The sequence below is a fragment of the Pseudomonas serbica genome (genome assembly GCF_028823535.1).
In the GTDB taxonomy this organism is placed as follows: Bacteria; Pseudomonadota; Gammaproteobacteria; order Pseudomonadales; family Pseudomonadaceae; genus Aquipseudomonas; species Aquipseudomonas serbica.
This window is the reverse complement of the sequence record NZ_JAQIYM010000002.1, coordinates 280626-303407: the sequence shown is the minus strand read 5'-3', so window position 1 is coordinate 303407 and position 22782 is coordinate 280626. Positions and strand designations below refer to the sequence as shown.

The window sequence follows — 22782 nt, the reverse complement described above, 5'->3', positions numbered from 1 at the left end:
CCTCTCATTCACTGGGTGGCCTGTGTGGCCATTTGGGCAGCGACGCTGCCACCTGAACCCTGCAATACGCCGCGCTCGCCTCCGACCAGCAGCCGCGAGCCGACCATCGTCGCCGAGGTCAACGTACCGAGCCCGGCCAGGCGTCCGACGCCGACCAGCGCACCCTGTGCATCCAGGCGCACCACCGAGCTGCCGGCACCGACGATCACCAGGCCCGACTGATCGGGCAGCAGTACATGGCCGTACAGCGGCAGTTGATTGCCGACCTTGACCTGGGTCCAGCTGTCGCCGAAGTCGTGGCTGACGAACACGTGCCCGCGCATGCCATAGGTCACCCAGTTGTTCGCGCTCAGGCGCACGATGCCGAACAGCGAGCCGCTGTAGAACGCCGGCAAGCTCTGCCAGTGTTGGCCGGCGTCGTTGGTGCGCAGCACCAGGCCCTGCTCGCCCACCAGCATGCGACGGCCATCGTCGCCGCCGGCCATGCTGTTGAGGTGGGCGTTGTCGATGTCCAGGGACTGCGGCGTCCAGGTCTTCCCGGCGTCAGCCGATTGATAGAACTTGCCGAAGCTGCCGAACGCCATGACGCTATTGCCATCACTGGTCCAGATGCCCAGCAGCGGTTCGCCCAGGTCGCTGTCGTAGCGCATTTCCTGCCAACTGCTGCCGGCATCCTCGGAGCGCAGGATCCAGCCGTCATGCCCGACGGCCAGCAAGCGCTTGTCATCCAGGGCCACCACGGCGGTCAGGGTGGCGTTGCGCTGGGTGGCGACGGTCGCGGGCTGCCAGCTGACGCCCTGGTCATCGCTGAGCAGGACACTGCCACGCTCGCCCACGGCGACCACGCGCGCGCCAAGATTGAACAGGCCATTGATCTGCACCCGGTCCGGGCGCGTGGCCAGCAATTCCGCTTGTGGGGGGGATTTGGGGGAGAAGGTGTAGCCAATGGTCAAGGCGACCACCAGGCAAACCGCGTAGCCGATCACCGAACGCATGAGTAACGCTCCTGTTCGGGGGTGGCGTGGATAGGGCAAGTCATAGGGCCGATCCTCTTGTTTTTGTCACGCGCCAGGGCATGCGAGGCAATCGAGATGGGCGTTGCCTCTGGGGCAATAGTCGGCGCAAGGGAGGGGGGACACATCGTCCAAATGGCTTATGCAACTGTGGGAGCGAGCCTGCTCGCGATGGCGGTAGACCAGTCGGCATTGATGCCGACAGGAATGGCCTCTTCGCGAGCAGGCTCGCTCCCACAGGAGATCACCGCTCATGGGCTTGCGTGGGGATCAGGCCATGTACAGGATCACCAGGTCGTTGATCACCGAGGGCCGGTCCTGGCCCACCACATGAATGTTGAGTTCCAGGGTCAGCTGGGTTCCCCGGGCGAGGATTTCGACTTTTTTCACCCGGGCTCGCGAATGAATGCGCGAGCCGGCCGGTACCGGCGCCGGGAAGCGCAGGCGATCGGAGCCGTAGTTGATCTGGGTGCTGAAACCGCTGATCTCGAACCCCAGCGCCAGTTTCATTCGCGACTGCAGCACTTGTACCAGCGCACCGTGGGCGATGGTGCCGCCGAACGGACTTTGCAGGCGCGCCCGCTGCGGATCGGTGTGGATCCAGTAATCGTCGCCCGACAATTGGGCAAAGGCATCGATCAGTGCCTGGTCGACCACCACCACGTTGCTCCAGTCGCTGTACTGCTCACTGACCAGGGCCTGCAAGGCCGGCCCATCGTTGAGGTCGACCTGCAGGGCGACGGGTTGCTGCGAGGTCGCAGGCGCCGGTTCGCTGTCCTGTGCAGGGAGCGACTCGAACGCCGCTGCATCCTTGTCCACGCCGGTAAAGCGCAGCAGGCGGTTGCCCTTGGCGTCGACTTCGGCGAACACCGGCTGCAGGGGCATGCCGATACGGATCTCGGTTTCGTCGAGGCCGACCAGGTTGGTGTTGATGCGCACCCCTTCGGCCAGTTCGACCACCGCCAGCTTCTGCGGCATCTCATCCATGAAGTCGGGCAAGGTGGCGATGCGCGTCACGGTGTAGCTGTACAGCGTGGCGGCGCCGTCGACTTCGCGCCAGGCCAGGTCGTGTTCCAGGCACACCGGGCAATGCCGGCGCGGGTAGAAGTTCCAGTGCGCACAGGCGTTGCATTGCTGGATCAACAGGCGGCGAGCCTTCAGGCCCTCCCAGAAGGGCGCGGAGATCGGCGTCGCGACCGGCATCGGTTTGTTGTTGGACATGTGCTTATGCTCCCTGAAGTATCAATGCGCCCTGCTCGCTCATCACGCCGCCAGTGCCGGAGACGTAGACGCTGTCGCAGCGGCCCAGTTGGCGTTCACCGGCGGTGCCGGCGATCTGCGTCACCGCCTCGATCACCTGGCTCATGCCACCGGCCGAGGCCGACTGGCCGAAACTGAGTTGCCCGCCATGGGTGTTCATCGGGAAATCGCCACGCCAGGTCAGGTCGTGTTCGCGCACGAACGCCATGCCCTCGCCCTTGCCACAGAAACCGGCGTCTTCCAGGGTCAGCAAGGTGGTGATGGTGTAGCAGTCGTAGATCTGCGCGGCATCGACATCTGTGGGTTTGAGCCCGGCCATGGCAAAGGCCCGCTGGGACGCCGGACCGATCGGCGTGTGCAGCATGTCTTCTGCATAGGACGGCGACTTGAACGCCAGGTGCTCGCCAAACCCGGTAATGAAGGCTGGACGCTTGCGCGCCCGCGCCGCCACTTCCTTGTTGGTGATGATCAATGCGGCGCCACCGGCCACCGGCATGACGATTTCCAGGACGTGCAGCGGGTCGGCGACCATTTTGCTCGCCAGCACCTGCTCGATGGTCAACGGCTGGCCGTAAAACATCGCTTGCGGGTTGGCCAGGGCATTGGTGCGCTGGTCGACGGCGATCTTGGCCATCGCCCGCTGGTCATAGTCGTACTGCGCGGCATAACGCTGGGCGATCATGGCGTAGCCGGTGTTCTGGCCCATGTGCCCGTAAGGCAAATCGAACTCGGCTTCGGGCGCGCCGAACGCCGTACTGTGACCACCAAAACGCATGGACCGGGCCATCCAGCCAGGATCCTCGTCGGGACCCAACGGCGCCATGCGGGCGGGGATGACGCACAGCACGGCCTGGCACAACCCCAGTTCGATGGCGGCGGCGGCGCGCCAGACCATGCCCACCGACGTACAGCCGCCAAGGTCGACCACTTCGGCGAAGTTCAGCCGCAGGCCCAGGTATTCGGCGGCCATCGCCGGTACGAACACCGAGGCTTCATGAAAATGCGGGCCGTTGATCACCAGCCCGTCGAGGTCCGAAGCCTTGAGCCCGGCATCGCGTAGCGCCTGGGCCGCCAGGTCGGCGACTTGTTCAAGGTGAAACATCTTGGGCGCGGTGGAGTACTTCTCCGGTTTGTACTGTGCGCTGCCAACAATGGCCGCATGCCCTTTGAGCCCCATAGTGCCTCCGTGCCGAAGCGTTACGCCGCGGCTTTTTCCAAGTTGTGTTTAAGGTCCGGGCGCCATCAAGCGCCGCGGAACTCGAGTGGTCGGTCAGAAGGTGTATTTCATCGAGAACGTGGCGTAATCGCGGTCGGCGAACGGACGGTCGATCGCATCGGCCTCACCCAGGTAGGCGATGTATTTCAAACCCAGTTCCAGGTTGCCCAGGTACTTGAAGGTCGTGCCCGCGCTCAGGCGTCGGTCGCCGGCGACGCCGGAGATGCTTCCGGCCATGGGCGTGGAGCCGCTGAAGACGTTGGAGAAGCTGAAGGGGACTTCCAGATCCCAGCCTTGGAAAACGCCCGGATAACTGAACGATGCGCCCACGGTGTAGGCACTGGAAGACTTGGTGCGGTAACCCGCGGCTGTGCTGTAGGTATAGTCATCGGAAGGAGCCACCAGGGGTGCCAGGGAGGGTAATAGGTTGACGCCTTGCAGGTTGGGCGCCGCCGAAGTGGACTCGACGCTGTCGACCTGCACGCGGATGATTTCGGCGGTCAGGCTGGTCTGGCTGGCCCAGGGACGATCCCCCAGGATACGGATCGCCGACAGCTGCATCTGCTGGCCCTTGCCCTTGGCTGGCACCGCGCCAAGGCCGGTATTGACCATCACCGGCGCACCGTCGCGGTACGACCATTCGGCGCCGACCTGGGTGTCGCCGATCTTGGTCGAAGCGCTGATGCCGGTCAGCTTGATGTCTTCGAAGTACTTGATCTCGTAACCATTGCTGACGAAGGCGTTGCGGCCACCGCCCACTGGCAGCGGGTCGTAGCCAACCAGGGCGGTGGCCGGGTTCTTGTCGTGGTAGTTGACGTGAAACAGCGACAGCTCGAGGGCCGGTACCGGGCGGTAGCGCATCTGCACGCCCCACTGACCACCATCACTCGGCTTGTCGGTGCCGCGGTAGGCGATCTTCTGGCCGTTGGCGTAGATAAACTCGCGCCCTGGCCCAACCACGTCGCTGCTGGACAGGTAGCTGCCCACCGGCGGCAGTTCGGTGCCCTTCCATTCGTATTGCACGTAGGCACCGAAGGTCAGCTGGGGGTTCAGTCGGAACGAGCCGGAGAACTGGCCCACCGGCAACAGGACTTCCTTGACCTCGACACCCGGCTGCGACGCTTTTACCGCGTCAGACGGGTTTTGTACGCCGTTCACACCCGGGTAGAACAGACTCTCGCCCCAGGATTCGATGTGTCGCCCGGCCTTGACGTCGAGCATGGTGTCGTTGTCAAAGCGCCAGCCGCTGAACGCATAGACGTCCAGCAGTTTGCTGCGGCCGCCACTGTAGTAGCGGGTGTCACTGGTGAACTCGTCGTTGTCGCCGTTCTTGTTCACGGTGGCAGGCGAGTCGTTATCGTTCTTGCGGTGGTAGACGTCGTCGTAGAAGGTACTGCCGCGCACCACGGCGCCGTAGTTGTCCTTGCGCAGGATCATTTCCGCCAGCGCGCCCACGCGATTGGTGGTCAGGCTGCCCTTGTCGAAGTTGCGGTTGGCATCGTCGGCGTTGACCGTCAGCAAGCGATCGCTCTGACTGCCAGTGCGCACACCGATGCCGTAGCTGGTGGTCACCGACCAATCCATCGTCGCGCCGTTGTCGAACTCGATCGTATCGCCAGCCCACACCGGTGTGGACACCAGCGCAATGGCTGCCGCCAGGCTGGTGAGCTCAAACGCACGCGAACCGATGACCGTGGAGTTATTGTTGTTCTTGTTGATCACACTGACTCTCCTCTATGACAACCGGCTGGCTGCCTGGAATGTTCAACACTGCTGCCGTGCCGCCCGCTCAAAACACCCTGAGCGGGTTAACAGCGCACGCTCCCCTTACAGCACGCCGGTAGCGGTATCGCCCCCGGTCCTCTTCACGCTCCAGCGACCCTTCGGCCACCAGATAGTTGGCATGGGCCAACGTTTCGCCCAGCGCCATCAGTTCGTCGAAACGACCCGACAGTTTGGGAAACAGCAAGGCCATCAGTTCGAGCACGGTGCGCGGCTCGTCACAGGCGGCCAGCATCTGCGCCAGATGCCCTTGGTGATGGGCTTGCAGTTGATCCAGGCGCTCATGCAAATTGAAAAACGGCCGCTCGTGCGCCGGCAGCACCAGTACGCTGTCGGGCAAGCTGCGCAGGTGCTCGATGGAATCGAGCCAGTCGCGCAGTGGGTTGGCCAACGGTTGCGTGGCATGCACGCCGACGGTGGAAGTGATGCGCGGCAACACCTGGTCGCCGGAAATCAGCAAGCCGTCATCGGCGGCATACAGGCAGGCATGCTCCGGCGAGTGCCCGCGGCCGATGACCACCTGCCAGTTGCGGCCACCGATGTGCAGGCAGCTGCCTTCCTGCAGACGGCGGAAATGGTTCAGTGGCGCCGGCAGGAAATGCGCGTTGCTCATCACCGCGAACATCTCGGTGCTGTGCTCGTCAGTCACCCCAGCCTTGCGGTAGAAATCGAGGAAATCCCAGCCCGGTGGCTGGTCGGCGGGAAACCTCACATGCAACGACTGGAACTCACTGGCGGTCATGTACACCGGGCAGTGAAAACGCTCGCTGAGCCAGGCGGCCACCCCGGCATGGTCGGAGTGAAAGTGGGTGCAGACCACTGCCAGCACCGGCAGCCCGCCGCACACTTCGCTGAGCACCCGATCCCAGACCTCACGGGTTTGCGCGGTGTTCATGCCGGTGTCCACCACCACCCAGCCATCGGTGTGGCGCAGCAGATAGAGGTTGATGTGGTCCAGGCGAAACGGCAGCGGCATGCGCAGCCACCACACGCCCGGCGCCACTTCACGCACCTGCCCGGAGTCCGGTGCCTGCGGCCAGGGATACCGCAGGCCGCTGCGCAGTTCGTGACCGTTGGCGTCGAGATCAGCCATGGTCGGCCACCGTGAAGGGCGTCAGGCCAGCCCGCGCCAGGGCTTCTGGCGAGTAGGGCACATAGCTGCGGGCCTGCTCGTCGCGGATGAACAGCGGATCGCTGCATCGAGTCGGGCAATAACCCTGGCGCTGCAGATCGACCTTGCGCAGCTTGTAGCTGGCCGTCAGGTCTGCCGACTGGGTGACCCGCACGAACACCGGGGCCGCATAGCGCGGCAGGCGCGCTTCGGTCAGGGCGTACAGGGCGGCGGGATCGAATGCCTGGCCCGCCTGCATCAGCACCGCGGCCATGCCGGCGCGGCCTTCATGGCCCGGCACCAGGACGCCATAAATGTTGATCAGTTCCAGCCCCGCCAGATCGCCCAGGGCATCGGCCACTTCCAGGGTCGAAACGTTTTCGCTCTTCCAGCGATAGGTATCGCCGATGCGGTCGACGAAGTAGCAGTAACCGTCGGCATCCTCGCGCATCAAGTCGCCGGAGCTCCAGTAGGCATCGCCTTCGCGAAACACATTGCGGCGAATCTTGCTCTCGGTCGCCTCAGCCGAGGTGTAACCCTCGAAGCGTCCGCCACCGATCTCGGGGTGATCGACGATAAAGCCCATGGCCTCGCCCACCTCACCCACTTTGCAGACTTGATAGAAACCGTTTTCGTCCCGCGGATGGCAGTCGTTTTCGATGTCGTAACGCACCAGCCGCAAGTTGGTCTTGTTCCAGTCCGGTATCCGTCCGCAGGAACCGAAATAGTTGTCGACGTTGATCACGGCGGAGTTGGCTTCGGTGGCGCCCCAGCCCTCGAACACCTGGATCGGGCCGAAGCGCTCCAGCCAGCGCTGCCAGGAGTCCGGCGACAGCCCGGCGCCGAGCATGCAGCGCAGGCTGTGCTCGCGCTCGCCGGCGCGCATCGGCTGGTTGAGCAGATAGCGGCAGATCTCGCCGATGTACTGGAAGATGCTGATCTGGTGGCGCGCCACATCGTTCCAGAACTCGCGCACGCTGAACTTGCGGCGCACCACGATGGCGGCACCTGCGCGCAGTGCGGTGGAGGTCACCGAGGTGGCTGCGGCGCCGTGGTACAGCGGCAGGCAGCAATAGAACACATCCTTGCAGGTAGCGTTCAGGGTGACTTCCATCACATCGCCCGAGGACATCCAGCGCATGTGGCTGTAGCGCGCCGCCTTGGGCAAGCCGGTGGTGCCCGAGGTAAAGATCAGCAGCGTCGCGGCCTGCGCTTCGATGTGCGCGCGGATATCCCGGGGAAACGGCGTGCGCGGAGCCTTCTCCAGGCGCGCGGCGAAATGCCCGTCGATGCCCTTGGGCAGCGGGCCGCTCCAGGGATTTTCCGCGTCACGAATCAGCCAGCATGGCAGGTCTGGAAAACCTTCGGTGGCCTGTACATTGGCCAGGCATTCCTCACCAATCACCAACGCCTTGGCATCGGTGGTTTGCAATGCATGCAGCAGCGGGCGGCCGGTGACCTGGGTATTGATGAAGGCCACCACCACCCCGAGCTTGACCAGGCCGAACCAGGTGCAGAAGAACGCCGGACGGTTTTCCATGGCCAGGGCGCAGACATCGCCGGCGCGCAGGCCATTGGCATAAAAGGTGTGAGCCATCTGGTTGGCCCGGGCATCGACCTCGGCGTAGCTCAGGGTCTGCTCGCCGTAGATCAGGAACGTGCGCTCACCCTGCTCGCGCGCCTGATGTTCGAGGCGGTCGGCGAGGGTGTAGCGGTCTTTCGGCTTGATCAGCCCGGCGGCGGCCGCGCGCTGGTCGAGCAGTGCCTGGGTCTGTTCCCGTGGAACCACGCGGGTCGGCAGGCCGTGACTGAGGTCATTCAGGTTCATTGCGCCACCTCCTGGGCATTGGCTTGATAGGCGCTGTAATCCGAGTAGCCCGCCGGGCCCGGCGTATACAGGGTCTTGCGGTTGAAGCCAGTCAAAGGCAGGCCACGCTGCAAGCGCTCCACCAGATCGGGGTTGGCAATAAAGTGACGGCCGAACGACACGGCAGCCCCCTCGCCCGACGCGAGAGCGGCACTGGCCGAAGGGCCGTCGAAACCATCGTTGAGGATCAAGGCGTGGGGGCTGTGCTTACGCGCCAGGGCGAAGGCATCGAGCTCGGCCAGGGGCGAGCGCATGATGTGCAGGTACGCCAGGCTCAACGGCGCCACGGCTTCGCACAGGGTGGCGGCCGTCGCGACCGGGTCCTGATCGTCGATGTCGTTGTAGGGGTTGCCGGGGCATAGGCGAAAGCCGACACGGCCGGCGCCGATGGCACTGGCCATGGCCTCGATCACGTCCTTGGCGAAACGCACTCGCCCGATCACGTCGCCGCCGTAGACATCGCTACGCCGGTTACTGCCGGAGGCCATGAACTGCATCGGCAGATAACCGCTGGTGCAATGCAGTTCGACACCGTCGAAGCCGGCCAGGCGCGCATTCAGTGCGGCCTGGCGATAGTCTTCGATGACCTCGCCGATGCCTTGCAGGGTCAACGCCTGCGGCTCGTCAGTGTCCACCAGCCCGGCAACGTCGCTGAACACCTGGGTACGTGCACGCAGCGCCGAAGGCGCCACCGTGGCCGCGCCTGCCGGCTTGTTGTGGCGACTGGCGGCGCGGCCGACGTGCATCAGCTGCAAAACGATGCGCCCGCCCTCGGCGTGCACCGCCTCGGTGACCCGCCGCCAGCCGACGACCTGCTCGTCGCTGTAGATCGCCGGGGTGCGACAATAGCCCAGGCCGCTGGCGGACGGCGCAGTGCCTTCGGCCACGATCAACCCGGCACTGGCCCGCTGGCGGTAGTATTCGACCATATCGCCGCCGGGAATCGCATCGGCAAGGGCGCGGCTGCGCGTCATGGGAGCCATGACGATGCGGTTGGCCAGTTGAAGCTCGCCCAAGGCGACCGGCTCGAACAAGACGCTCATTTCAATTCCTCAGCTTCTTATTGTTTTCAGGCTGTCGCAGGGCTTGCCACAACGTGGGCAAACGCTGGCATGGCAGCGGATACGGGCTGAATGATTGACGTTGAGCGCGAGCGAAACATCGTCCGACAAGACTAGGTTTGCCAAGGTGCAGGGCGGCTTGCCGGCAAAGCCGAAAATGGTCTGAACGGACGATGAAAAAAACACTGTGCACGTAGAGCATCGCGCCAACTAGAACAAAACCGGGAGCACCCGCAGTGAACCAGTCCACCCCCGTCACATGGCGAACGCACTACGCGCTGTTCGTGCTCGCCAGCATCTATGTGTTCAACTACATCGACCGTCAGTTGATGGCGATCCTGATCGAGCCTGTAAAGCTTGAATTCGGCATTTCCGATACCGGCATCGGCTTGCTGTCGGGGGTGACCTTTGCAGTGTTCTACACCGTGTTCGGCTTTCCGCTGGGGCGCCTGTCGGACCGCATCGGGCGCAAGCCGGTGATCGCCTTCAGCTGCATCGCCTGGAGCCTGATGACCATGCTCTGCGGCATGGCCGGCAACTTCCTGACCCTGGTGCTGGCGCGGATTGGCGTGGCCGTGGGCGAAGCCGGCGGCACGGCGCCGTCGGTGGCGATGGTCTCGGATTTGTATCCGCCCAATCGCCGCTCCACAGCCCTGGCATTCCTGATGCTCGGCTCCAGCCTGGGAGCGGTTGTCGGCCTGGGGCTGGGCGGCTGGATCGCCCAACACCATGGCTGGCGCTACGCCTTCCTGTTGATCGGCGCTCCGGGCATTTTCCTCGGCCTGCTACTGCTGTTGACTGTGCGTACGCCCAAGCGGGTCGTACCGCTGAGCAGCGCCACATTGCAACAAGACGGCTGGCTCAAGACCCTCACTGAGCTGTTTCGCATGCCCTCGTTCCTGTGGCTGGTACTCACCGGTGGCGCGGCGGCGATTGCCGGCTACGCCATTGGCACCTGGAGCCCGAGCTTCCTGATCCGTTCCCACGGTCTCAACATGCAACAGGCCGGATTCCTGGTCGGCGTGGTAGGCGGCGGTGGCGCGGCCATTGGCACCCTGGTCTGCGGCATGCTCACCGACCGCATGGCTCGGCGCGATGTCGGCTGGCAAATCGGCGTGCCGCTGCTGGGCACGCTGATCAGCATTCCCTTCGCTCTGGCGTACTTCCTCTGGCCCCAGGGCACGGCGTTCCATATCGGCAGCACTGCCGTACCGCAGGCGTTCCTGTTCTACAGCGCATTCGCCTTCTTTGGCGTGTGGTGGGCAACACCATGCCTGAGCGCCATTACCCACCTTTTCCCGGCGACCCGCCTGGCCCAGGCCACGGCGATTTTCGTCATGTCCATGACCCTCCTGGGCGTGGGCATCGGGCCGCTCTTCGTTGGCATGCTCAGCGACTTCTTCGTGCCAACCCTGGGCAGCGAGTCGTTGCGCTACGCCCTGGCCTCATCGGTGTCGATGCTGGCGCTGGCCAGCGTGTTCCTGGCCCTGGCGCTGCCACGTTATCGGCAACAGATGAAGAACCCCGCTGCGCCCCTCGCGGCGATCCGGCCAGTGACTGCCTGACCGCTTTCGCACATCACCATGCCGCTGCAACCCTTACCGGGTTGCAGCGGCTTTTTAATGGTTCTTCATGCATTTGCGGGGAAACATGGATGACGCAATTCCTGTAGGAGCCGGCTTGCTGGCGATGCGCTGGCAAGCCAGCTCCCACAGTAGATCGGGTACGGCCGTGGGAGATGGGTTGGCTGTCAGGCCGCCATCGCCAGCAAGCCGGCTCCTACAAAAAAGAGGATCACCATGAGCACCAGCGCCATACAGATCAGCAACCTGCTCTACCGTTACGGCGAATACCTGGACAGCGGCCAACTGATTGAAGCGGCCGAGCTGTTCCGTCATGCCCGCATCAAGCTGCAAAGCCAGGACACCTTCGCCGATCACAGCGCCTTGCTGGGCATCTGGCAGCAACGGATCAAGCGCTACCCCTGCGGCACACCCCGCACCCGGCACATCATCAGCAATCCGATCATCGACCTCGACGAAGCCGCAGGCACCGCGTCGGTTCGTTCCTGCTACACCGTGCTGCAAGCCACCGACACCCTGCCCCTGCAACCCATCGCCAGCGGACGCTACCTCGATGAGTTCGTACGGATGGACGGGGTCTGGCGCTTCAGCTTTCGCGATTACTCGCACCTGGACATGATGGGGGACTTGAGCGCGCATCTGTCGATGTAGATCACGAAATCGCCAACAAAAAGGGCCTGCTTCCATCCCCGGAAACAGGCCCGTGCGCAAGTGTGCAGGGTCTATAACCCGTGAGCGTAGAAATGCGGGTTGTCCAGGCCGGGCTTGCCATAACGCAGCACATCGCCGCCAAGGGTGCGGATCTGTCCACCGGCAGCCACCAGCACCGCATGCCCCGCGGCAATATCCCATTCCATGGTGCGTCCCAGGCGCGGATAAAGGTCTGCCTCTGCGCAAGCGACCAGGCAGATTTTCAGCGACGAGCCGGCGCTTTTCAGTGACCGCACCTGGCGCCCGTCGAGGAATTTATCCAGCGCCTGGGCATCGCCATGGGAGCGACTGGCGACAACGTCCAAGCCTTCTTTCGCCGCTGCCCGGCAGTGGATGGGCTGGCGCTGCCCGGCTTGCTCGATAAAGGCGCCGCAACCACGGGCACCGGCGAACAGTCGCGCAAGCGCGGGCGCGAGCACCACCCCAAGCACCGGTTCAGCGTTATCGATCAGGGCGATATTGACGGTGAACTCGCCATTGCGATTGATGAACTCCTTCGTCCCGTCAAGCGGGTCCACCAGCCAGAAACGCCTGCCGAACTCGGGCACCAAGCCGGCGGCGGCAGCCTCTTCCGATATCACCGGAATCTGCGGCGTGAGCGTCGCCAAGGCTTGAAGTATCAAAGCCTCGGCACGCTCATCAGCTTCGGTCACTGGCGACGCATCGTCCTTGCCGCGCACCTCGAAATCCGAACGGTACACCTCCAGCACCAGCTCACCTGCCTGGCGGGCAATACCGATGACGTCTTCAAGCAGAACAGTCATTGACTCGTTCATGGCAACTCTCCTGTTTTTTGTTCTTCACATGGTCCATTCGGCCTATGCGCGATTTTGCGGATCCGGGAACAGTACAGGCATCCACTCCAACGCCACCGCGCAAATGGATGTTTAACAGGAGCTCCCGTGTCCCACGGCAATCAGCTGTCCGTTGCACAGATCAACACGCTTCGCCTGCGCGCCGTGAAGTTGCGCATCGCCGGCAGCACGCTCAAGGCCATCAGCCAGGACACCGGACTCTCCTCGCCGACCATCATCGCTGCCTACAAGGCGTGGCAAGCCGGCGGCTGGAAGGCGGTGCCCGTGCGCGAACGCGGGCGCAAGCAAGGCGAAGGCCGCAGCCTGTCCGCCGAACAGGAGCAGAACATCTACCAGCTGTTGGTCAGCACGCCGCCGGAACGGCACCAGTTACCGTTCCTGCTCTGGCACCTGGAAGCGATGCAGGCACTGGTCAAGCGCCTGCACGACATCGACTTGCCCGAGCGCACCGCCACCCATTATCTGCAACGCTGGCAGCTCAATGCCGAGCGCCCGGCCAAGCGTGTCGCCCATGCTTGCCTGGCGGTACAGCGCTGGTATCGCAGCACCTACCGGGACATCCTCGAACAGGCGCGTACGCAGAATGGCGAGATCCACTGGATCGATGACTACGGTGCCCGTAACGATCAGGGCAAGCTCAGTCACGGGGTACTGCGCGCGGTCAGCAATCGCGGCAAGGTGCTCTGGCTGCCTTACGAAGACGGCTTGCGCGCGCCCCACCTGCAAGCCTTCTTCGACCGCCTGCATCGCTCGGCCGAACGCAAAGTGTTTGCCCTGCTCTCGGGCATGCACTGGCAACGCGCCGCGACCTTCATCACCTGGGCCGGCGAACGCGCTGAGCGGCTGCAGCTGTTTCATCTGCCCGAAGCCAGCGCAATGCTCAGCGGCGCCCGCGAACTGGCGACCCAGATCGGTCAGCAAGCCGCTCATGTCAGCCCTGACGATGTGCCTGCCGCAGTCGCCACCACCCTGCCCCGCGACCCCATGCTGCAGATGCTGCGCCAGATGTTAAAACATCAAGTCGCGCAAAAGTCCGAATCGCAGCGGTTGTACGTTGATAAACGACAACAACAAAAAGCGAGAGGCAAATCTATGACGCTTACCCATCTGCAACGACTGGAGGCCGAAAGCATCCAGGCAATGCGCGAGGTTGTCGCCGAATCGGACAACCCGGTCATGCTCTACTCCATCGGCAAGGACAGTGCGGTCATGCTGCACCTGGCCATGAAGGCCTTCTACCCGGCCAAGCCGCCCTTCCCTTTGCTGCACGTCGACACCACCTGGAAGTTCCAGGAGATGTATCGCTTCCGCGATCAGATGGTGGCCAAGCTCAACGTCGACCTGCTGACCCACACCAACCCCGAAGGCATTGAAATGGGCATCAGCCCGTTCAAGCACGGGTCGCAGATCCACACCGACATCATGAAGACCGAGGGACTGAAACAGGCGCTCGATCACTACGGTTTCGACGCGGCCTTCGGCGGCGCACGCCGCGACGAAGAAAAATCACGGGCCAAGGAGCGGATTTTCTCCTTCCGCTCCGACCAGCACCGCTGGGACCCGAAGAACCAGCGCCCGGAGCTCTGGCACCTGTACAACACGCGTAAACACAAGGGCGAGTCGATCCGCGTGTTCCCCCTGTCGAACTGGACCGAGCTGGACATCTGGCAATACATCTACCTGGAAAACATCCCGATCGTGCCGCTGTATTTCGCCGCGCCGCGCCCGGTGGTGGAGCGTGACGGGATGCTGATCATGGTCGATGACGCCCGCATGCCGCTGAACCCGGGTGAAGTGCCGATGATGCGCAACGTGCGCTTTCGCACATTGGGTTGCTACCCGCTGACCGGTGCCGTCGAGTCCGAAGCCGACACCCTGCCCAAGATCATTCAGGAAATGCTCCTGACCCGCACGTCCGAGCGTCAGGGGCGAATGATCGACCACGACGCGTCCGCATCGATGGAGAAGAAAAAACAAGAGGGGTATTTCTGATGGCACACGTATCCGACCTGATTGCCGAGGATATCGGGCAATACCTCAAGTCCCACGAGCACAAGAGCCTGCTGCGCTTCATCACCTGCGGCAGCGTCGACGATGGCAAGAGCACGCTGATCGGACGCCTGCTCTACGATTCGAAAATGCTCTTCGAAGACCAGATGGAAGCGCTGGAGGCCGACTCGAAAAAAGACGGCACCCAGGGTGGCGAACTGGACTTCGCGCTGTTGGTGGACGGCCTGGCCGCCGAGCGCGAACAAGGCATCACCATCGACGTGGCCTACCGTTTTTTCTCCACGGAATTGCGCAAGTTCATCGTTGCCGATACCCCGGGCCATGAGCAGTACACCCGCAACATGGTGACCGGGGCCTCCACCGCCGACGTGGCCGTGGTGATGATCGACGCCCGCCGCGGCGTGCTGACCCAGTCCAGGCGTCACAGCTACCTGGCTTCGCTGATCGGCATTCGCAAGGTGGTCCTGGCCGTCAACAAGATGGACTTGATGGACTACTCGGAGAAAGTCTTCAACGCCATCGTCGATGACTACCGCGCCTTCGCCAAACAGATCAATCTTCACGATGTCACCGCGATCCCGATGTCCGCGCTGCGCGGTGAGAACATCACCGAGCAGAGCGAGCACATGCCCTGGTACCGCGGCACCACGCTGATGGGCTACCTGGAAACCGTCGAGATCGACGAGGCGCACCAGCAGAAACTGGCGTTCCGCATGCCGGTGCAGTGGGTCAACCGCCCCAACCTCGATTTCCGTGGATTCACCGGCACCATCGCCAGCGGCATGATTCGTCCCGGCGACCGCGTGCGGGTATTGCCGGCCGGGCAAGAGAGCCGGATCTCGCGCATCGTCACCCTCGATGGCGACCTGCAACAGGCCGTGGCCGGCCAGTCCATCACCCTGACCCTGACCGACGAAGTCGATTGCAGCCGTGGTGATGTCCTGTCCACCGCAGAAGAGCCGGCCAGCGTCGCTGACCAGTTCCAGGTCAGCCTGATCTGGATGCACGAGCAGGCCATGCTCGCCGGCCGCCCCTACCTGATGAAGATCGGCGGCAAGACGTTGCCGGTCACCCTGGCGGTGCCCAAGTACAAGATCAACGTCAACACCATGGAACACCTGGCGGCCAAGGAACTGGCGCTGAACGAGATCGGCGTGTGCAACCTCTTCACCAGCCAGCCGATCGCGTTCGATCCCTACAAGGACAACCGCGAAACCGGCAGCTTCATCCTCATCGACCGCCTGACCAACGCCACCGTCGGCGCCGGCCTGATCGAGTTCTCCCTGCGCCGTTCGCAGAACATCCATATGCAGCACGTGGACGTGAACAAGAAGGCACGCGCCGAACAGATGGGCCAGCAGCCGGTGCTGCTGTGGTTCACCGGGTTGTCGGGCGCCGGCAAGTCGGCCATCGCCAACCTGCTGGAAACCCGCCTGTATGCCCGCGGCCGCCATACCTACCTGCTCGACGGCGACAATGTGCGTCACGGCTTGAACCGCGACCTGGGCTTCACCGACGCCGACCGGGTCGAGAACATCCGCCGGGTGGCCGAGGTGTCCAAGTTGTTCGTCGATGCCGGGATGATCGTGCTGACCGCCTTCATTTCGCCGTTCCGCTCCGAGCGCGAGATGGCGCGCGGGCTGCTGCAGGAAGGCGAGTTCATCGAGATCTTCGTCGACACGCCGCTGGCCGTGGCCGAGGAACGCGACCCCAAGGGCCTGTACAAGAAAGTCCGCCGCGGCGAGTTGAAAAACTTCACCGGCATCGACTCGCCTTATGAGGTGCCGACCAGGCCGGACATCCATATCCAGACCAGCAAGCTGACGCCGGAAGGTGCCGTGGACCGGATCATCGAGGTGCTGACCGAGCGCGGTTTCATCGGCCAGGAACGCTAGCCCCGACGCCCGGCTCACGCCTCTGCGCCGGCGCTCGAGCCGGGCTCACCCCATCAAGAGAGTCCAACAATGACAATTAGCTCTATTGACGAACAACAGCTGTCGAGTGGCCAGACCTGGGCCACGTTCTGCGATCACCTCAAGCGCTGCGGGGAGCAGATTCTGCGTCCCGAAGCACCCGCGGATACGGCCACCCGCGCCGAAGGTTTCCGCTACCTCACACGCCTGCTGCGCATCGGCCTAGAAATGCACATCGAATTTGCCGACCCGGCGTTTCCCAGTTTCTTCAAGACCTCCCACGAGACCGCAAAGATCGGTGCCGACAACCCGGACAACCTCTACGAGTACTCGCGCCTGGACGGCTCGCTGGACTATCGCATCAAAGGCCAGCGCGGCAGCGTCGCCTACCTGAGCTTTGGCACCCAGAAAGGCGGTTATGAAACCGACGGCACCCTGATCCAGACCGGGTTCATCGACGCCAGCGAGCTACAAATCGATGACCAGGGCAATTTCGACATCATCCTCAGCCGCGAACCGCAAGCGGGCAACTGGCTGAAAATGGAAGGCGCGACCAACGCCTTGATCGTGCGCCAGACCTTTCTTGACCGGCGCTGCGAAGTGCCGGCCAAGTTGAGCATCGAGCGAATCGGCACCGATGCCAAGCCACAGCCCCTTGACCCGGCGACCTTCCAGCAAGGCCTGGCGCGGGTCGCAAGTTTCGTCGAGAACACCGCCCGGCTGTTCGCCGACTGGAGCCAAAGCTACCTGCCCCACAGCAATCAGTTGCCCCCCGCCAACCAGGCACTCTGCCAATCGGTGGGCGGCGATCCGAATATTTTCTACTACCACTCGCACTGGGCGCTCGCCGAGGACGAGGCGCTGGTGATTCACATCGATAAGGTGCCGGACTGCGACTTCTGGAACTTGCAGATCAACAATTACTGGATGGAGTCGCTGGACTACCGCTACCACCAGATCTGCTTGAACAAGCACCAGGCCCGCTACGACGACAACGGCGGCGTGACGCTGGTACTCAGTGAGCGGGACCCCGGGGTGAGCAACTGGCTGCAAACCGCCGGCGTCCGCCAAGGCACGCTCTGCCTGCGCTGGGTCGGTGCCCAGGAGCAATGCCACCCCACCACTCACGTGGTTAACGTCGCTGCCGTCGTGGAGGCCCTATGAACGCGCCCACCCGAATTGAAAACCTGACCGTCGACAATCTGTTGGCCAGCGCCGTCGCGCGCACCCACGGCCTGAGCTATTTTGGCGATGATAATTACCGTGCGTCCCTGCAGGCGCTGCTGGATGCCCTGGCCAGCGAAGCCGGGCTGTCGCAGACCGGCCTGCACCTGCTGGAAGAAAGGCTGGTCGGGCAACTGGTCAACCGCCTGGTGATGGAAGATTACCTGAGCCGTTATCCGGAAATAACCCGGATACCCATCGACGATCCGCTGGTCATCGTCGGCCTGCCGCGTACCGGCACCACCATGCTGCAGCGCACGCTGGCGGTCGACCCACGTTTCTACTCCGCCGCCTGGTGGGAGACCCGCTTTCCGGCACCGCTGACGGGTGAAACCCTGGCCGCGCCGGCCAAGCGCATCGCCCAGGCCAAGGCAGAGGTCGATCTGATGGCCGAGGTGATCCCGCAGATCCTCGCGATCCACCCGCTCGATGCCCTGCTCTGCGACGAAGAGTTCATGCTCATGGAGCATTCCTTCATGTGTGCCATGGACGCCTACGTCAACGTGCCCAGCTACACCCGTTGGCTGGATCAACAAGACCAGCGGCCGGTCTATACCCAACTGAAAAAAATGCTGCAGTTCTTGCAGTGGCAGAAGCAACAACGGGGTGTGCCGGCGGGCCAACGCTGGCTGCTCAAGGCGCCACAACACCTGCACACCCTGGATCTGCTGCTGGATGTCTTCCCCGGCGCGCAAGTGATCCTGACCCACCGTGAACCGGCCCAGACCATCCCGTCGATGGCCAGCATGGCCCACACCCTGTGGCAGATGTACAGCGACAACCCGGACCCGAAAGCCGCGGGTGAGCAGTGGAACCACCGCATGGCGCGTGGCATCCGGCACACCATGCAGGTGCGCGAGCAGCATGCGCCCGAGCGTTTTCTCGACATCCACTTCGCCGACACCGTGAAGCAGCCGCTGCAAGTACTGGAGAAGGTCTACGCCTTCGCCATGCTGCCGTTTACCGATAAAGCCCGCGCCGACGCACAGGGCTGGCTGGCGCAAAACAGCCGGGAAAAACGTGCCAGCCACGACTACAGCCTCGAACGTTTCGGCCTGAACGAGGCGCAGATGACCGAGGACTACAGCGAGTACCGCGCCCGTCACCTGGGCGTCAATCACTGAGCGTCAATACTGAACACGTGCTGGAAAACTCATGGAAAAAATCATCTTGACCCTGTGGAAACCGGCGCAACTCAACGCCGGGCAATGGCGTGCGGATTTGCTCGGCCTGCGCGACGCCCTGGTTGCCGCCGGTGCAAAAAACATCCGCGTCATGCTGGTCGATGAGGCGGTGGCCGCCGCATCCGCGCAACGCATCACCAATAGCGCAGCACCCCTGGACGGGATGCTCTCGTTGTGGCTGGACAGTGCCTCGCAGTGGCCCGCGATCAAGACCCTCGTGGCGCCGTTGACCAGCCGCCTGGAGGCGTATCTGGTGGTGGAATCCGAGCCCTACCCCGAGGAACGCCAGGCCCGCTCAGCCCTGTACCAGGTGCCGGTCGGCCAGCGCACACCCGGCATGAACCAGGTGGCGCTGCTGCACAAGCCAGATCGTATGAGCTACGAGCATTGGCACGACACCTGGCGCAACGGGCACGGGCCTAATGCCTATCCACTGCAATCGATCTTCGGCTACCGGCAGAACACCGTGGTACGGGCGCTGACCTTCGGTGCACCGGTGCTGCACGCCATCGTCGAAGAGAACTTCCCGCCCGAGGCCATCGGCAATCCGCAAGGTTTTTTCGCCGCCCTGGGCGACCCGGAAAAATGCGCGCAGCGCCAGCAGGCCATGTACGAATCGACCAGCAGGTTCATCGACTTCGAGAAGATCGACTGCATCCTCACCAGCGAGTACCAGCTCAGTGCCTGAATGGCCCCAAGGAGGCTTCACATGTTGGACCTGCAAGCAATCGAGCTGATCAAACAGCTCAAGGCGCGTTATTTCCGCGCCATCGACACCTGCAACATCGAGATGCTCCAGGGCATGCTCACCGAGGACGTCGCCCTGTCGTTCAAGAGCCCTGCCTACGAGTTCCACGTCAACGGCCTGGGCGATGCGCTGGACTTCTACCGCAGCTCATTCACCAAGACCCGCCTGGCCAGCCACAACGGTCACACCCCGGAAATCGAAGTCGCTGGCGACCAGGCCACAGCCCTCTGGTACCTGAGCTACGTGTTCATCAACCTCGAGGACAACACCCACATGCACGGCAGCGCGATCTACCAGGATCGCTACGTCAAGCGCGACGAGCGCTGGATGATCGCCGAAACGGGCTACGAAACCCTGCTCGAGACTCTCCAGCCCTTGAGCGAACAGCTGCAGATCACCTCCAGACCCATCAACTGAATGCACAACAGGAGACTGTCATGGCCAGAGCAGAAAACATAGTGACCTCCCACACGGTGGAAATCGATGCCCCCGCCCGGGTGGTCTGGGAGGTGCTCATCGATCTGGACAATTACCACCAGTGGAACAGCTTCTGTCCGCACATTCGCTGCGGCCTGCAGATCGGTGACGAGGTGCATATGCAGGTGCTTTCCCCCGAGACCGGCGAAACCGTTCCGGTGTTCGAATACCTCGTGGCCTGCGACCCCGAGCAACTGTTGTCCTGGGAGCAACGCCCCGTCCCGGAGAACATGGACGCCGCCCGCCGCGACCAGTACATCACGGCCATCGATGCCAACCGTTGCCGCTATTTCACCACGGATATTTTCCTGGGCCTGAACCAGGACACGATCATGCGCGAGCACGGTGCCTGGGTAAAAACCGGCTTCGACCAGATGGCCCTGGACCTGAAACGACGTGCCGAAGCACTGCACGCCAGTCGCACCTGAACGACCCATTCCCTACCAGAACAATAAGAAGGTGATCACCATGTTGCTCAAAGATAAAGTCGTCATCATTTCCGGTATCGGCCCAGGCCTTGGCATCAAGCTGGCCGTGCGTGCCGCGGAGTATCAGGCCAAGGCCGTGGTGTTGGCCGCACGCACCCCGGCCAAGCTGGATCAGGCCGAGCAAGCGGTCCGCGACGCGGGCTACAGCACCCCGATCCTTAAAGTCCCCACCGACATTTCCCTGGTCGAGCAATGCCAGGCGCTCGCCGACCTGACGATCGAGCACTTCGGCCAGATCGATGTACTGATCAACTCCGCCTACGCCCACGGCGCCTGGGGCAGTTCCTCAGAATCGTCAATGGCCGACTGGCGTAACGCGATGGACGTCAACCTGTTCGGCACCATGCACATGACCCAGGCCGTGCTGCCGCAGATGAAGAAACAGAAGTCGGGCAGCATCGTCATGATCAACACCATGGCCACTCGCACCCCCAACCAGCTGGAATCCGGTTATGCCGTTTCCAAAGGCGCGTTGAAAACCGCCGTGCAGTACCTGGCCCAGGATCTCGGCCCGTTCGGCATCCGCGTCAACTCCACCTTCATGGGCTGGATGTGGGGCGCACCGGTGATCGGCTACTTCGAGAGCGAAGCCAAGCGCCTGGGCGTCCCGATGGAGTCGCTGGTCGAGCAGGTCGCGCAACAGATTCCACTGCGCAAGATTCCGCAAGACAGCGACTGCGCCATGGCCGCCCTGTACCTGGCCAGCGACTTCGCCAAGGTCATTACCGGCGCGCAACTGGACGTCAACGGCGGCCACTACCTGCCCTGCTAAGCCCTTCAAGTCGACAAACCTGCGTACCGGCTACAAACGGCTGCTGGAGATGATCGGCCACGGGACCCCCAATGGTCGATCACCTCTGCGCCGATTAACTGAAGCAAAAAAAAGCCCCATCGGATACCGATGGGGCTTTTTTCATTGCAACGACCCGGCGCTTACCGCCCGATCGCCCGCGCCGCATCCGCGGTGTATTGGTCCGGGGTGAACTTGCCTTCGTTTAGGATCGGCCCCTTCTTCGCTTCGTTGGTCATGCCGTAGCCGGTGTACTGGCCGGAGTTCAAGTCCATGAAAAACTGCGAACCGGCCTGCCAGCCGCTCATGTCAGGGTGGTAGTAGTAGTTGATCATGGCGTGCTTCCACAGCTGCCCACGGGCGTCGTAGTTGTCGGCCAGGACCGCGTTCCAGGTGTCTTCGTCGATGAACAGCACGCGCTTGCCATAGACATGGCGATAGCCTTCCTTCAAGTCCGCTTCCAACACCCACACGCGACGTAATTCATAACGCATCAAATCGGGATTGGGATGGTTGGGGGTCAGCATGTCGGCGTGCTTGACGGTGCCGGCGTTGGGCTTGAAGGCGTTGGCCGGCGTGTAGATCTCGCGCTTGCCGATCAGCTTCCAGGTGAACCGCTCTGGCGAGCCGTTGAACAAACGGTCTTCGTCGATGGTCATGGTGCCGTTGGTGCCGATCATCGGCTGATCGAAACCGTAGCCCGGCAGTTGCCGTACGCGCCGGGTCGATGGGCTGTAGGTCCAGGCCTGGCGCGCATCGGTGCCGAAGTTGTAGGGTTCATGGGAAATACTGATGGTGCCGTTGTCCCGGGCCGGCTTGAGGGTCATGTTGTTGCTCATGGCCGCAATCTTGTCTTCGGTCTTGGAGTCGGCGGCCGGTGAGTTCCCCAGTGCCAGGTTTCGCGCGTAGGCTCGCCCCCAGCCAATGCTGCCGTTGGGCAGGACCGAGGCCAGGTCGGAGGTTTTTTCCTCGGTGTAGGCACGTGCCGGCAGTTGGTGATTCCACAGCAGTTCCATGCCGTTCTTGGGGATCGGGAACGGCACCTGGCCGATCCCGGTGAAACCGGCACCGTCGTTGACCAACTGAGCGTGCAGCGCATTGTCCATCACCCGACGGCAGACGTAATCGGGGTAGCGGAAGTCCCGGTGGCCGGGGTAGATGTTCATCTTGTAGGTGGTCGGGTACTTCTTCAGCAGGGCCTTCTGCCCTTCGGTCAGGTGCGCCTCGTACTGGCTCATGTTCTGCGCGGTGATCACCAGGATCGGCTTCTCCGCCGCATAGGGATCCACCGGCTGGTCGCCGGAGAATTTCACATGATTCCAGCCCGGTACTTCACCCAGGTATTTGCCGGTGTACGGCGGAATGGTGCCCTCGGCGTTGCCAGCCTGCTCGGCGCCGACACAGGTCAGCTCCTTGCCCAGCTTGGCCGCTTCCTGGGGTGACACCGCCGCGTGCGCATAACCCATCAGCCCGCTATTGGCTGTGACTGCGACCGCGAGCATGAGACCTGTTCTTGTTATTTTCATGTG

At 63.0% G+C, this 22782-nt stretch carries 19 protein-coding genes; 10 read left to right on the top strand and 9 right to left on the bottom strand.

Annotated features, from left to right (window positions below):
* Window positions 1-8: 8 nt before the first annotated feature.
* The 7 genes from NQL71_RS04125 to NQL71_RS04095 all read right to left on the bottom strand — a co-directional run bounded on the left by NQL71_RS04125 (window position 9) and on the right by NQL71_RS04095 (window position 9292).
* Complete coding sequence (locus tag NQL71_RS04125; protein ID WP_166622040.1) at window positions 9-995, bottom strand: WD40/YVTN/BNR-like repeat-containing protein; 987 nt, start codon at window positions 993-995, stop codon at window positions 9-11.
* Between the two features lie 288 nt (window positions 996-1283).
* Window positions 1284-2234 carry a bifunctional OB-fold nucleic acid binding domain-containing protein/MaoC family dehydratase gene (locus tag NQL71_RS04120; RefSeq protein WP_046817061.1) on the bottom strand — a complete coding sequence of 317 codons (951 nt, stop codon included), beginning with the start codon at window positions 2232-2234 and terminating at the stop codon, window positions 1284-1286.
* A 4-nt stretch (window positions 2235-2238) separates the two neighbouring features.
* The gene (locus NQL71_RS04115; protein ID WP_046817060.1) at window positions 2239-3450 is read right to left on the bottom strand and encodes a thiolase family protein; all 1212 of its coding nucleotides are present in this window, start codon (window positions 3448-3450) and stop codon (window positions 2239-2241) included.
* A 93-nt stretch (window positions 3451-3543) separates the two neighbouring features.
* Window positions 3544-5211, bottom strand: coding sequence for a DUF1302 domain-containing protein (locus NQL71_RS04110; RefSeq protein WP_077185973.1), 1668 nt, complete (start codon window positions 5209-5211; stop codon window positions 3544-3546).
* Between the two features lie 67 nt (window positions 5212-5278).
* A complete protein-coding gene (locus NQL71_RS04105) occupies window positions 5279-6364 on the bottom strand; it encodes an MBL fold metallo-hydrolase (RefSeq protein ID WP_274642305.1) in 1086 nt (361 codons plus the stop codon).
* Window positions 6357-8210, bottom strand: a complete 1854-nt coding sequence (locus tag NQL71_RS04100; RefSeq protein WP_274642304.1) for a long-chain-acyl-CoA synthetase — start codon at window positions 8208-8210, stop codon at window positions 6357-6359. Before NQL71_RS04100 ends, NQL71_RS04105 begins: the two co-directional genes overlap by 8 nt.
* The gene (locus tag NQL71_RS04095; RefSeq protein WP_274642303.1) at window positions 8207-9292 is read right to left on the bottom strand and encodes an alkene reductase; all 1086 of its coding nucleotides are present in this window, start codon (window positions 9290-9292) and stop codon (window positions 8207-8209) included. The genes NQL71_RS04100 and NQL71_RS04095 overlap by 4 nt, the downstream gene beginning before the upstream one ends.
* A gap of 254 nt (window positions 9293-9546) precedes the next feature.
* Between NQL71_RS04095 and NQL71_RS04090 the strand changes: the two genes are divergently transcribed.
* Window positions 9547-10875, top strand: coding sequence for a spinster family MFS transporter (locus NQL71_RS04090; RefSeq protein WP_046817055.1), 1329 nt, complete (start codon window positions 9547-9549; stop codon window positions 10873-10875).
* A gap of 234 nt (window positions 10876-11109) precedes the next feature.
* Window positions 11110-11544, top strand: a complete 435-nt coding sequence (locus NQL71_RS04085; protein ID WP_274642302.1) for a nuclear transport factor 2 family protein — start codon at window positions 11110-11112, stop codon at window positions 11542-11544.
* Between the two features lie 71 nt (window positions 11545-11615).
* On the opposite strand, the gene cysQ is transcribed toward NQL71_RS04085, so the two are convergent.
* Window positions 11616-12380: a 3'(2'),5'-bisphosphate nucleotidase CysQ gene (cysQ, locus tag NQL71_RS04080; protein ID WP_178134575.1), complete on the bottom strand. Its 765-nt coding sequence runs from the start codon at window positions 12378-12380 to the stop codon at window positions 11616-11618.
* Between the two features lie 438 nt (window positions 12381-12818).
* Between cysQ and cysD the strand changes: the two genes are divergently transcribed.
* From cysD to NQL71_RS04040, 8 genes are all read left to right on the top strand, one after another.
* Complete coding sequence (gene cysD / locus NQL71_RS36660; protein WP_343228863.1) at window positions 12819-14411, top strand: sulfate adenylyltransferase subunit CysD; 1593 nt, start codon at window positions 12819-12821, stop codon at window positions 14409-14411.
* Complete coding sequence (gene cysN / locus NQL71_RS04070) at window positions 14411-16324, top strand: sulfate adenylyltransferase subunit CysN (RefSeq protein ID WP_046817053.1); 1914 nt, start codon at window positions 14411-14413, stop codon at window positions 16322-16324. The genes cysD and cysN overlap by 1 nt, the downstream gene beginning before the upstream one ends.
* A gap of 69 nt (window positions 16325-16393) precedes the next feature.
* Window positions 16394-17506 carry a DUF1214 domain-containing protein gene (locus tag NQL71_RS04065; RefSeq protein WP_274642301.1) on the top strand — a complete coding sequence of 371 codons (1113 nt, stop codon included), beginning with the start codon at window positions 16394-16396 and terminating at the stop codon, window positions 17504-17506.
* Window positions 17503-18690 (top strand): sulfotransferase family protein, encoded by a 1188-nt coding sequence (locus NQL71_RS04060; protein WP_274642300.1) that lies wholly within the window; start codon window positions 17503-17505, stop codon window positions 18688-18690. Before NQL71_RS04065 ends, NQL71_RS04060 begins: the two co-directional genes overlap by 4 nt.
* A 31-nt stretch (window positions 18691-18721) precedes the next feature.
* A complete protein-coding gene (locus NQL71_RS04055) occupies window positions 18722-19438 on the top strand; it encodes an EthD domain-containing protein (RefSeq protein WP_274642299.1) in 717 nt (238 codons plus the stop codon).
* A gap of 21 nt (window positions 19439-19459) precedes the next feature.
* Window positions 19460-19915, top strand: a complete 456-nt coding sequence (locus NQL71_RS04050) for a nuclear transport factor 2 family protein (RefSeq protein WP_274642298.1) — start codon at window positions 19460-19462, stop codon at window positions 19913-19915.
* Window positions 19916-19935: 20 nt separating this feature from the next.
* Window positions 19936-20403 carry an SRPBCC domain-containing protein gene (locus tag NQL71_RS04045; protein WP_046817048.1) on the top strand — a complete coding sequence of 156 codons (468 nt, stop codon included), beginning with the start codon at window positions 19936-19938 and terminating at the stop codon, window positions 20401-20403.
* A gap of 40 nt (window positions 20404-20443) precedes the next feature.
* Window positions 20444-21235, top strand: a complete 792-nt coding sequence (locus NQL71_RS04040) for an SDR family oxidoreductase (protein ID WP_274642297.1) — start codon at window positions 20444-20446, stop codon at window positions 21233-21235.
* 161 nt (window positions 21236-21396) lie between these two features.
* Here the strand turns inward: NQL71_RS04040 and NQL71_RS04035 are convergent, their stop codons facing one another.
* Window positions 21397-22779, bottom strand: coding sequence for a DUF1329 domain-containing protein (locus NQL71_RS04035; RefSeq protein ID WP_178134576.1), 1383 nt, complete (start codon window positions 22777-22779; stop codon window positions 21397-21399).
* Window positions 22780-22782 lie beyond the last annotated feature (3 nt).

What these genes read in the sequence shown, in the direction of transcription:
- NQL71_RS04125 (WP_166622040.1), bottom strand. Translation starts at nt 995, where the DNA reads ATGCGTTCGGTGATCGGCTACGCGGTTTGCCTGGTGGTCGCCTTGACC.
- NQL71_RS04120 (WP_046817061.1), bottom strand. Translation starts at nt 2,234, where the DNA reads ATGTCCAACAACAAACCGATGCCGGTCGCGACGCCGATCTCCGCGCCC.
- NQL71_RS04115 (WP_046817060.1), bottom strand. Translation starts at nt 3,450, where the DNA reads ATGGGGCTCAAAGGGCATGCGGCCATTGTTGGCAGCGCACAGTACAAA.
- NQL71_RS04105 (WP_274642305.1), bottom strand. Translation starts at nt 6,364, where the DNA reads ATGGCTGATCTCGACGCCAACGGTCACGAACTGCGCAGCGGCCTGCGG.
- NQL71_RS04100 (WP_274642304.1), bottom strand. Translation starts at nt 8,210, where the DNA reads ATGAACCTGAATGACCTCAGTCACGGCCTGCCGACCCGCGTGGTTCCA.
- NQL71_RS04095 (WP_274642303.1), bottom strand. Translation starts at nt 9,292, where the DNA reads ATGAGCGTCTTGTTCGAGCCGGTCGCCTTGGGCGAGCTTCAACTGGCC.
- NQL71_RS04085 (WP_274642302.1), top strand. Translation starts at nt 11,110, where the DNA reads ATGAGCACCAGCGCCATACAGATCAGCAACCTGCTCTACCGTTACGGC.
- cysQ (WP_178134575.1), bottom strand. Translation starts at nt 12,380, where the DNA reads ATGAACGAGTCAATGACTGTTCTGCTTGAAGACGTCATCGGTATTGCC.
- cysD (WP_343228863.1), top strand. Translation starts at nt 12,819, where the DNA reads ATGCAGGCACTGGTCAAGCGCCTGCACGACATCGACTTGCCCGAGCGC.
- cysN (WP_046817053.1), top strand. Translation starts at nt 14,411, where the DNA reads ATGGCACACGTATCCGACCTGATTGCCGAGGATATCGGGCAATACCTC.
- NQL71_RS04065 (WP_274642301.1), top strand. Translation starts at nt 16,394, where the DNA reads ATGACAATTAGCTCTATTGACGAACAACAGCTGTCGAGTGGCCAGACC.
- NQL71_RS04060 (WP_274642300.1), top strand. Translation starts at nt 17,503, where the DNA reads ATGAACGCGCCCACCCGAATTGAAAACCTGACCGTCGACAATCTGTTG.
- NQL71_RS04055 (WP_274642299.1), top strand. Translation starts at nt 18,722, where the DNA reads ATGGAAAAAATCATCTTGACCCTGTGGAAACCGGCGCAACTCAACGCC.
- NQL71_RS04050 (WP_274642298.1), top strand. Translation starts at nt 19,460, where the DNA reads ATGTTGGACCTGCAAGCAATCGAGCTGATCAAACAGCTCAAGGCGCGT.
- NQL71_RS04045 (WP_046817048.1), top strand. Translation starts at nt 19,936, where the DNA reads ATGGCCAGAGCAGAAAACATAGTGACCTCCCACACGGTGGAAATCGAT.
- NQL71_RS04040 (WP_274642297.1), top strand. Translation starts at nt 20,444, where the DNA reads ATGTTGCTCAAAGATAAAGTCGTCATCATTTCCGGTATCGGCCCAGGC.
- NQL71_RS04035 (WP_178134576.1), bottom strand. Translation starts at nt 22,779, where the DNA reads ATGAAAATAACAAGAACAGGTCTCATGCTCGCGGTCGCAGTCACAGCC.